Raw genomic sequence first — 10,833 nt, forward strand, 5'->3', positions numbered from 1 at the left:
CTGTTCACGCAAAACACCGATAATCTGCTCTTCCGTAAATCTCTGCTTCTTCATGCGTCCGTCCTTCAATGGGCCGGGCTCTAATCAATTCTGGAGGAAATTCGCAGGGGCAGGTCAGAGGTTGCTGCGTTTAACACGCGGGCAATAGCGTTTTACGAAGCTTCTAGGTGGAAGCGATTAGGGGAGAGCTTCGAAGTCGTCGGTGAGACGCGGGTCGCGACGGTTTTGATGCGGGTCGGAGTTTTCTTATGATCTGCGCGATGTCGGTTTTGGGGCCGGTGTCGGACTGTCCGGTCATGGTGACATTTTACGCAAAGCCGTCATTCGGTCAGCGCTCTGAAGTGAGTCGTTGAGTGAAGTTCTGTCCCTATGTCCTAAAACTGACCGGAGCCGTCTCCGAGCATTTTTGCACTGTTTCCTGTACAGAGAATGCTGGCAAGTCGCCCTTGTCCCGGTGTCAATTTAAAACGCTCAGTACGACAGATATCGGGATATTTTTGCTCTGTCGAAACTTCAGATTGTGGCGCGTTTGCTCTGATACAGATTTCCGAGGCGAATCACGGAGTGGAAGGCGCACGGCTATCGGGTGGGATCGTCCAGTGAGTCTTTCGACGCCATTCCGACGGATGCCGTCAACTTGACCAATTCATTGCGCTGCATCGGCGGAAGATCGCCCCCTGGCTCTCGGCGGTGCTCCAAGCCGAACATCTAAATCTGCTGCTCGGAAGCGGTTTCACCACCGCGGTAGCCTTTGCGGCGGGCGTCACAGCAACCGGAATGAACATCGCCGCCGGCACATCTACACACGCGCACGCGATTATGGCCCATGCTACCGCCAGCGCCAAGAAAAAGGGCGAGGAAAGGCCAACATCGAAGACCAGTTGCGTAGCGCCATCGCCATCCTCGATGGGCTTAGCATCATCGACAAGGCCGCGACAAAGGGGGGCTCGTTTAGTTGCGACGCATCTTGTGTGTGGGGGCAGGGTGCCTGGTGGGCATTTTTTGGACTGTCGCGACGAGGAGAAGGCAGCATTGCCGTAGATGCAGTAGCCACCATATGCGGAGAGATATCTCGAAAATCGGAAGGAAAGCCCGGAAAACCAAATGAAACGATGGTCGATTTCATCGGTCATCCATAATTTCGAGCGTTGTCCTTACGTGGTCACTTCTTCTTACTTGGACCAATTTTAAGGCGCCAAGAGTGTTTTCTAGCAAGGCGGGTAAAGGGTCACGAGCGTTCTCACCGGCTGAGATGAGTGGGCCTCTCATTTGTTGCGAATGCGAATTATATCAAGAGCCTGTAATCTGTTTTTGCTGAATCGTTGACTTAACTAATTGATTTAAAATGAAAAATTAGATAAGCGTTTTCGCCGGAGGCGTGCATGGTACCCCTTTACTTGATGCAGCCAGATGTTAGTTTAACAAAATCTTAAGCTACTTACGGTCGCATTTGGGCTGCGCGCTGTGGTTTAGTGTTTTTTGATCAGGGGGCAACGATGTCGATACTTAACCTTAGCGCGTTTTCTACGCCGGTCACTTACACGATGGCTGATGGCTATTATGTATATTATGACGCTGGCCTGGGCCAATACGAAAGCGTCTCTGTGACGGATCCGGATGTCGATGATGTTCGGCTGGGGTCGAGTAATGATACGCTGGATGCGCGGTCGTACTCGATTGGTGTCATCATTTACGGAAATGGCGGCGACGACACGATCATTGGAACGGGGTTTGCCGACCAGCTTTTTGGCGGTGATGGCAATGACACGATTACCAGCTATGGCGGCGAAGACAGCTTAACGGGTGGTGCAGGAAGCGACACCTTCAAGATCACAAGGCTCTTTGGCGCAAATAGCTACGACTATAGCCAAGTCTCGAGTGGCGAAACCATCACCATCACCGATTTTTCCTCCGGCGACAAACTGGATCTGAGTGATGTCAGAATAGCCTCGTTGGCCGATCTGACACTGTTTGCTGCGGATGTTGGCGGTAAACTCGAGTTTTCGTTCTGGGCCAATGGCTACGAACAGAGGATCGTGCTCGATGGGCTGACGACGGCCAGCCTCGCAACGATGAGTTTCGGTTTTGTGACCACTACTGATCCTGTCTACAACAACGGGACAAGTGATCGTGACGACATCTTTGGTGGTAAGGGTGCCGACGGTCTCTCCGGTGGTGGCGGGATAGACCGCATTCTTGGTGGCGATGGTAACGACACGATTGATGGTGGCTTGGATGCCGATTTTCTCTACGGCGGCGGTGGTACGGACACCATCCAGGGCGGCGACGGCGACGATGAGATTGACGGTGGCGAAGGCAATGACACGATCGAAGGCAATGACGGCGCCGATAAGATCGTCGGTGGCAACGGCAACGACTTTCTCTATGGCGAAATCGACGCGGCGAACTGGACGTCCCTGTGGAGCGACAATCTGCAAGGGGGCGCGGGGAACGACTATCTCGCCGGTGGCGGTGGTGACGATACCCTGACTGGCGGAGACGGAACCGACACATTCCGTCTGGATTATGTGCGGTATACCGATTTTTCTTCTAGCGGCCTCAGTGGTGATACCACGGATATCGTGACGGACTTCACCTCGAGTGACAAGATCGATGTCAGCACGGCCGGCATCAGTGAACTGGCTACGCTTCAGTATCTGTTGGCGGTAGAGAGCGACGGCATGTTGCTGAGCACATGGCTGAATGGCTATGTCTCCGCTCTCAAGCTTACGGGATTGGTCACCAATCCCCTGACACTGACGACCAGCAATGTCGTTCTGTCGACTGCGACGGATAATGACGACCTCTATGGCAGCAGTGCCAGAGACGATATGTTTGGCGGGCGTGGCGATGATGTCATTTCCGGCGCAGGCGACATCGACCGCATCTTCGGGGAGAGCGGGAACGATACGATCTCGGGTGGCGATGGCGAAGACATCATTTTCGGCGGCGCAGGCACGGATACGATCACCGGCAACCTCGACAACGATACCATTGACGGCGGCGTCGGCAAGGACAGCATCCTGGGTGGCGAAGGTGAGGATACGATCACCGGCGGCAGCGATGACGACCTTCTGATAGGCGACGACGAGGTAACCAACTGGCAGCAGGCGTTCAATGACACACTCAGCGGCGGCGCAGGAAATGACACCCTTGGCGGCGGTGGTGGTGACGACACGCTGACGGGAGGAGACGGTACCGACAGCTTCCGCATCTCCTACGGCAATTACTGGTATTACAGTGGCCTTTCGCTGGCGTCCGACACGACCGATACGGTGACGGATTTCAGTGCGAGCCTCGACAAGGTCGACTTCACCGAAGCGCGCATATCCGACCTTGCGACGGCAAAGTACCTTTTCGAGACCAGCGGCGGCGAGACATCGGTCGTTATGTATCAGAACGGCTATCGGACGGTCCTTTCTCTGGGAACGCTGATTGACGTCAACAATCTGACGACGTCGAAAGTCGTGCTTTCCACCAACACGCAAGCCGACTATCTCGACGGCACGGCGGCACGGGATGATCTCTTCGGCGGATTGGGCGACGACAGGCTCGCAGGGTTGGGAGGAACCGACCGCCTGTTCGGCGAAGGTGGTAACGACCTTCTCTATGGTGGTGACGGAGACGATATTTTGCTCGGCGGTGGCGGCACGGACGTTATCGAAGGCAACTTGGACAACGACACCATCGACGGTGGGGATGGGAAGGACACCCTGACAGGGGGTGAAGGCATCGATGACATCAAGGGGGGCAATGACGATGACGTCCTGCTTGGTGATGAGGCGGAGACAGATTGGCAGCAATCTTTCGATGATGCCCTGAACGGCGGTGCCGGTAACGATACACTCGGTGGCGGCGCGGGTGACGATCTGCTGACGGGCGGTACGGGTTCCGACGCCTTTCGGCTATCCTTCTCCCGCGAATGGAGTTCAGGCCAATCGCTCGCGGCTGACACCACCGATACGATTACGGACTTCGATACGTCGGTCGACAAGATCGATCTTACAGAAGCAGGCATTTCCGATCTCGCCACGGCACAATATCTTCTCCAGAAGAACGAGGCTGGTACCGCCTCGTCGGTCGTGGTCTATCAAAACGGATATAAGACCACGCTGTCACTCGGCGTCCTGCTCGAAGCGGTCAATCTGACGTCGACGAAGGTCGTTTTGTCGACGAGCGTCGCTGAGGAAAGTTTCTCCGGGACCGCCAACCGGGATGACATGTTCGGCGGTGGCGGCAATGACACACTCACAGGTAACGGCGGTATTGACCGGCTGTTCGGCGAAGCTGGAAACGACAAGATCTATGGCGGCACGTCCAACGACATCGCTTTCGGTGGATCCGGCACGGATGAGATTTTCGGAGAGAGCGGCAATGACCAGCTGGACGGCGGCACAGGGATCGACACGATTGTCGGCGGCGCTGGCGTGGACACGATCACGGGCGGAAACGACGCGGACGAGCTCTATGGTGACGAGACGACCACGGCGTGGAATGTCCGCTACAACGACATCCTGAATGGTGGTGCTGGCGATGATCTTCTTGCCGGTGGCGCCGGCGACGACACGCTGACCGGCGGCAGTGGGGCTGACAGTTTCCGCATAGCCTACAGCATCGATGGGTGGAGCAACCTTTCGGCAAATACGCTTGACACGGTTACGGATTGGACAAGCAGCGACAAGATCGATGTCACGGAGATGGGCATCACGGAATTCGAGACGCTGAAATCGTTGCTGGCAACGTCGTCTAGTGGTGTGGTCGTCGTCAGCCAGATGAATGGCTACCAGAATCTGTTGCTGCTGAGCGGCATAACGGACATTGCCTCGATCACTGCTGCCAATGTCGAACTCAGTGCGAATACCGATCCTGATTCGTTCAGCGGCGGCGCGAAGTCTGACGACTTCTTCGGTGGTGGCGGTGATGACAACATCTCCGGCGGCGGCGGCGTCGATCGTCTCTTCGGTGAATCCGGCAACGATACGCTGAGCGGTGGCACGGGCAACGACTACCTCTCAGGATCCGGCGGCACGGACACGATCAATGGCGACAGCGGCAACGACACGATCAGCGGCGGTATCGGCGATGATACGGTGATCGGCGGGATGAACAATGACACCATTGTCGGCGGCAGCGGTGATGATGAAATCTTCGGTGATGCGCAATATGATGGTGAAGGCGATTCCGATATTTACACCAACTGGGCGCTTGCCTTCGATGACATCCTGAAAGGAGACAGCGGCAACGATTATCTCGCCGGTGGAGCAGGCGACGACACGCTGACGGGCGGAACAGGGACCGATACGTTCCAGATGGCGGGCAACCGGTACGAGAACATGATCGACGATTCGACCGATACAATTACTGATTGGTCGACGGCGAGCGACAAAATCGATTTGCGTGAGCTCGGAATCTCGGACTTTGCAAGTGTCCAGAAGCTTCTGGTTACAGAAGGCGGGGTCGTCTCGATCCAAGTCAAGCAAAACGGCTTCCTTAACAAACTGGTGCTCGGTTCGGCGGCGACCGTCGGCACGCTGACCTCAAGCAATTTTGTGTTCAGTACGTCAGTTTCGCAGGATAATTATACCGGTACGAAGAGCGCCGATTACCAGTTCGGCGGCCAGGGTAACGACGACCTTTCAGGTGCGGGCGGCAATGATTGGCTGTTTGGTGAAATCGGCAATGACAGGATCGATGGTGGGGCCGGTGAAGATTACATCAACGGCGGTAGTGGAACCGACACCATCGAAGGTGGCGATGGCACCGATGCGATCGACGCAGGTTCCGGAAACGACGTCATCTCGGGCGGGGCCGGTTCCGACAGCATGCGGGGCGGGACGGGCGCAGACGATTTCGTCATGGGCAGCTGGACGGGCTTTATCGATGAGTTGAACGACTACGGTAAAGGCACGTCGAAGGGTGGGGCTATCATCGAGGACTTCAAGGTTGCCGAACAGGACCAGATCGATCTGCGTGCGCTTGGTATCCAGAATTTCGCTTCGCTCAACTATTTTTGGAAGGATCTTGGCAACGACGGGGCGATCGATATCAGCCTCTATGGCTTCACGCAGCGCATCACCTTCAAGGGCATTGATACCCTTGCGGAGCTTGGTCGCGAATCGTTCATCTTCGACACCAGCAAGCTTGCTGATCGTTACGTCGGCTCTATCGTCTCCGACATCATCGCGCTTGGTGCCGGCGACGATACCGCCAGTGGTGGGGCCGGTAACGATACGCTGGTTGGCGAAGATGGCAACGATACGCTTACCGGCGGCAACGACAACGACAAGCTCGATGGCGGCATTGGTAATGACAAGCTGAACGGCGACAGCGGCAACGATACTGTTCTTGCTGGTGATGGCACCGATGTGATTTCCGGTGGAACGGGTAACGATACGCTGGACGGTGGTACCGGTAACGATACGCTTAATGGCGGCACCGGTGACGACAAGATCCTGGGCGGAGTTGGCAATGATGTCATCATAACCGGTTTGGGCAAGGACGTCGTAGATGGCGGGACGGGCACGGATACGGTGGATTTCGTCTCGCAGGTCATTCTCGATCTCACCAAGACGACAAACAATACCGGTGAGGCGAGCGATACGACTTATACGAATGTCGAAGTCTTTGATGGATCGGCAAGCGCGGACAAGCTGATCGGCAATAGCGGTGTCAACAACTTCCTCGGTGATCTCGGGAACGACACGTTGAGCGGCATGGCCGGCAACGATACCCTCAAGGGAGAAGAGGGGGCGGACAAGATTTCGGGTGGGGCTGGAACAGATACCCTGCTTGGCGGTAGCGGCAGCGACACCTTCATATTCGATGCATCGCTCGGCTCGACCAACGTCGACACGATCGGTGACTTCTATGTCGTTGATGATGCGATCATTCTCGACAACACGATCTTCAAGCAGATCAAAATAGGAGATCTCGTCGCGTCCGCTTTCACGATCGCAAGCAAGGCAGGGGATAGTTCGGACCGGATTATTTACGACAACAAGACCGGAAAGCTGTTTTACGATGCCGACGGTAATGGGAGCATTGCGGCCATTCAATTCGCCCAAATTGGTACAGGCCTTAAGCTGACTGCGAATGACTTCGATATCATCGCCTGAACCTGTGTGAGCAGATTCATGGTCTTTTCTGCACGGACCTACGCCTCGCTAGGAGGCGGAGGTCTGTACGGAAGGGTGGTTTTGACTAGCGTTCGTGGACAAAGGTTGACTGGGGAAAGCGATTTTGATTCAAGGCTGCCATTTGGAGGCAGCTTTGGGCGAGCGGATAGGTTTGACGGATGAGGAATGGGCGGTGATTGGGCTGCTATTACCTTCAGAACGAGGGCGCGGATGCCGCCCTGCCCAGAACAATCGTCGATATTTCGAAGGTATGATGTGGATGGGGCGCAGTGGCGGCATCTGCCTGACGAATACGGCAAATGGAACAGCGTCTTCCGCCGTTACCGACGATGGATCGAGACCGGCGTGTTCGAGGCGATGCTCGAAACTTTGGCCGAACTCGTCGAACGGGACCGAAGCGCCGACATGATCGACAGCACCATCGTCCGGGCACATCATTGTGCGGTCGGCATAAAAAGGGGACTCAAGAGACCCAGGCGCTTGGCCGATCGCGCGGCGGCTTCACCACCAAGCTCCATGCCCGGTGCGATGCGCGGCCGCTCGGCTTCGTCCTGACGCCCGGACAAACGCATGACAACCAGGCCTTTGCACCGTTGTTCCGGATGATTTCGGACCGGATCGACGCATTCCTCGCCGACAAGGGCTACGACGCTGACGCCATTCGCGAAGAGATCGCCAGCGCCAATATCGAGGCGGTCATACCGGCCAAGAGCAACAGACGCGACCCAATCCCCCATGACAAAGCCAAACAAAAATGGCGAAACCAGATCGAGCACCTCTTCAACAAGCTCAAGAACTGGCGGCGCGTTGCAACACGCTATGACAAGACCAAGGAATCCTACCTCGGCTTCGTCGCCATCGCCGCAGTCAAACTTTGGATGCCCTTTGTCCACGAGCGCTAGGATATCGCTAAGGCTCCGGCCGTCACGAACAGCGTCGAAAACCGAAAAAATAAAAGATCGAAAATCGGCCTCCCGACGGTTTCTTATGCAGACGGACAGCGACATCCGTTGATAGCACTGGAGAAGCGCGATGACTGAAATGCAATCTGCCCCTTCTAGGACTTTTCTGTTTTGTCGGAGACGATGCCACTCAGATTGGTCTCTCGCGACCTGCCAGTGAAGTTGCCATGATAGGAGGATTCAAGACAGTTGACGAAGGCCACGCTGATACCTGGAAAATAATCCTCCGGGCGTATCCTGAATTGAAGACGTTCGGATATGAATTTTTTCCGCGGGGACGCGTCAACTGATCGGAAGAGGATGACACTTACATTCTCTTGGCCGATAAAAAATCCTCGCTTTGGTGATGCATGATCAGGTTATAAGAGAGTGGCATTTGCCGCGCGACAAGCTACAGGTGCTGTCCGATCCCCACTATCGTTGCCATTCCCTCACCACCGCCTTCCCGGAGCGACGTTGAACATGGATCAGATTACCAAGACATAATATCTTCAGGTAGTTCGGACGGCGATAGCTAACGCTCGCGCCGAGCTTTCCGAGGATGCTTACAGCGCGATCACAGCCCCACAGATGCTTGTTCTCACCAATGAGTACTACGAGGCCCCTGTCAAGTTAATCATCTTGGACCAAGAGACGCTTGGCGTGGAGACTCCTCTCTCGACTATCCCGCATGCTGACGACGCCGACTTCGATCAGTTCGTCAAACGTGTAGAGGCCGAATTTTCCGGTTTCGATTTTGCGCTCGGTAGCAGGTGGGAGCGGACACCATTCTGGACGGGCTTTCAGGAAGCATGCGACGCATTCGGCCTGAAAAGCCGCAGAGATGCCGCATGGTCCAATGTCGCTAAGGTGCAGACGATTGGTGCGGTCAAAGGAGGGGTTTCAATCAACGCCCTCGATCCTCAGGTCAGGGCTGAAATCGTGAAATGGCAGAGGCCGATTGCCCTTGCCGAGATCGCATACGCGCAGCCTGATGCCATCCTTCTTTTCACTGGCGACCTCACTTGGATTGCCGAAAACACCTTCCGCTCGACCGTGGACTGGACATTGAGGACAGACCTCGCGAAGGGTCAGATTGGGGAGCTTCCCGCTACAAGCGGTACGCTTACGGCCCCACTGCTTGATTCCCTACCTGTTGCCTATACCTACCATCCGAACGCGCTACGAACCGCTGAAGACAAGGCTAAGGTTCGAGAGCACCGAACAACCGTTATCCGCTGGCTGACGGATCGGGTTGCAAACCAAAAGGCAAGCCTTCCCGTAGATGGCGGAATATCAGCATCCAACGGCCACCAGCCTCAGTGAGGGCCACGCCATGCCTGACATTCTCCACTGTCTACATCTCGTAACCGCCCGATTGCTACCGCGGAGATTTTGCTTTGACGCGAGCGATAAGCTGTTCGTCTTCTACAAAGCTGTCGAGGAAGTCGTTCCATTCCTGAGGTGAACGTCGGGCGTCTGAGAGCATTTGCTTTAGTTCCTCCATGCCGTGGTCTGTGAGCGTAGTGATGGACTCGTCATCCCCGGTGTGGACGTTAATGATGTTACCGTAAGACAATCAGCTTCACCGGCTTATCGAGCAATGCTGGCTGGAGGTGTACTCACCGCATTTACCGAAGGCGTCGATTGATCGCTTCCTCGCTGATGATCCGATTGGGACGCATCTCGACGTGTTTCTGCCTTTTTCGGAAATCGCCGTCGTTGGCAGTGAAATCGTCGGCGTCATAGCGGTTGCTGATGAATGGGTGCTTTCACTGTTCGTCGAGGAACGGTTGCGAGGCAATCGAATTGGGACGTGCCTATTGCATAACGCGGTGATTACCGGTGGCCGCTGGCTTGAGGTTCCTGTCTTTAACGTGCGGGCAATGGCATTTTATGAAGCGTGTGGGTGGAGGAGCGCTGGCGAGAGCTTTGAGGATGTTGGGGGAACGAGGGCCGCGACGGTTTTGATGCAGGCCCGCGCGTCGTTATGATCTGCGCGACGTCGGTTAGGGGGCCGTCAGCGGAATGTCTGCTTCTAGGCTGCGAACAAACAAACACTGCCGATCAATTCCATATCGACTTGTTACTGTCGGCCCCATCGCTTGCATGCTGAACAGCTGGAAATGAACGCTCACCCACATGCGCTTGAGCACTACGAGTGTCAGTTGCACGTCTTCAAGAAATATACTGTGTTTGCCTGATCCAGGATGTTGGGTCGTTGCAGCAAAAGTTCTATCCACTTGCCGTGCCTAGCACCCGAGCGGCATGGCTTTCCTTTTGGGCGATGAACTGAAGAAGTTCAGCCTCATAGGTTGGCGGTACCGCGTCTTTCACCGATTTATGACTGCCTACAAGAGCCCACCATTCTGTGAGTTTTTGTGGAAGCGAGTCATTCAGTTTCGTTTCCGACACTCTATCGAAAACAGAAAAATACCGGAAAAGTGTTGCAAACACCGCGTCGACAAGGCCGAAAGCATCACCCGCGAAGTATTTTTGCGGCTGAAAACGGTCATCGACAATCCGCAGTCGCTCCTCAAGCTCTCGCAACGAGATTGCGAAAGCGGATGCGTCGACATCGCGGTAGATAATGCGGGCGACGATATTCAGCATGCCATCCGCATAGGCCATCCAGGCTTCATGACAAGCGCGCGCCGGTAATCCCCCCGCAAAACAACTGGCTTCAAAAGTAGAATTTTCTCGGCAAGATGATCGAGGAGATTTTGATGAAGACGAGCAGATTTAGCGAACCGCAA

The 10,833-nt window shown here is 55.3% G+C and carries 6 protein-coding genes and 2 pseudogenes; 5 read left to right on the forward strand and 3 right to left on the reverse strand.

Going from position 1 to position 10,833, the window contains the following annotated elements:
• Positions 1 to 632 precede the first annotated feature (632 nt).
• Positions 633 to 1,133, reverse strand: a complete 501-nt coding sequence (locus tag ACT6VE_RS33850; RefSeq protein ID WP_444802550.1) for a hypothetical protein — start codon at positions 1,131 to 1,133, stop codon at positions 633 to 635.
• A gap of 363 nt (positions 1,134 to 1,496) precedes the next feature.
• Between ACT6VE_RS33850 and ACT6VE_RS33855 the strand changes: the two genes are divergently transcribed.
• From ACT6VE_RS33855 to ACT6VE_RS33870, 4 genes are all read left to right on the forward strand, one after another.
• Positions 1,497 to 7,115 (forward strand): hypothetical protein, encoded by a 5,619-nt coding sequence (locus ACT6VE_RS33855; protein ID WP_444802551.1) that lies wholly within the window; start codon positions 1,497 to 1,499, stop codon positions 7,113 to 7,115.
• Between the two features lie 231 nt (positions 7,116 to 7,346).
• The gene (locus ACT6VE_RS33860) at positions 7,347 to 7,691 is read left to right on the forward strand and encodes a transposase (RefSeq protein WP_444802555.1); all 345 of its coding nucleotides are present in this window, start codon (positions 7,347 to 7,349) and stop codon (positions 7,689 to 7,691) included.
• Entirely contained in the window at positions 7,574 to 8,038 is a 465-nt protein-coding gene (locus ACT6VE_RS33865) for an IS5 family transposase (RefSeq protein WP_444802552.1), read from the forward strand. Before ACT6VE_RS33860 ends, ACT6VE_RS33865 begins: the two co-directional genes overlap by 118 nt.
• 630 nt (positions 8,039 to 8,668) lie before the next feature.
• Positions 8,669 to 9,403: a hypothetical protein gene (locus ACT6VE_RS33870; RefSeq protein ID WP_444802553.1), complete on the forward strand. Its 735-nt coding sequence runs from the start codon at positions 8,669 to 8,671 to the stop codon at positions 9,401 to 9,403.
• A 55-nt stretch (positions 9,404 to 9,458) separates the two neighbouring features.
• On the opposite strand, the pseudogene ACT6VE_RS33875 reads toward ACT6VE_RS33870, so the two are convergent.
• Positions 9,459 to 9,656: pseudogene (locus ACT6VE_RS33875) on the reverse strand (hypothetical protein); the annotation flags it as partial.
• A gap of 13 nt (positions 9,657 to 9,669) precedes the next feature.
• Here ACT6VE_RS33875 and ACT6VE_RS33880 point away from each other — a divergent pair.
• Positions 9,670 to 10,071, forward strand: a pseudogene (locus ACT6VE_RS33880) (GNAT family N-acetyltransferase); the annotation flags it as partial.
• Positions 10,072 to 10,312: 241 nt separating this feature from the next.
• On the opposite strand, the gene ACT6VE_RS33885 reads toward ACT6VE_RS33880, so the two are convergent.
• Positions 10,313 to 10,708, reverse strand: a complete 396-nt coding sequence (locus ACT6VE_RS33885; protein ID WP_444802554.1) for a glutathione binding-like protein — start codon at positions 10,706 to 10,708, stop codon at positions 10,313 to 10,315.
• Between the last annotated feature and the right edge of the window lie 125 nt (positions 10,709 to 10,833).

This window comes from Shinella sp. (assembly GCF_052438155.1).
Classification (GTDB): Bacteria; Pseudomonadota; Alphaproteobacteria; order Rhizobiales; family Rhizobiaceae; genus Shinella.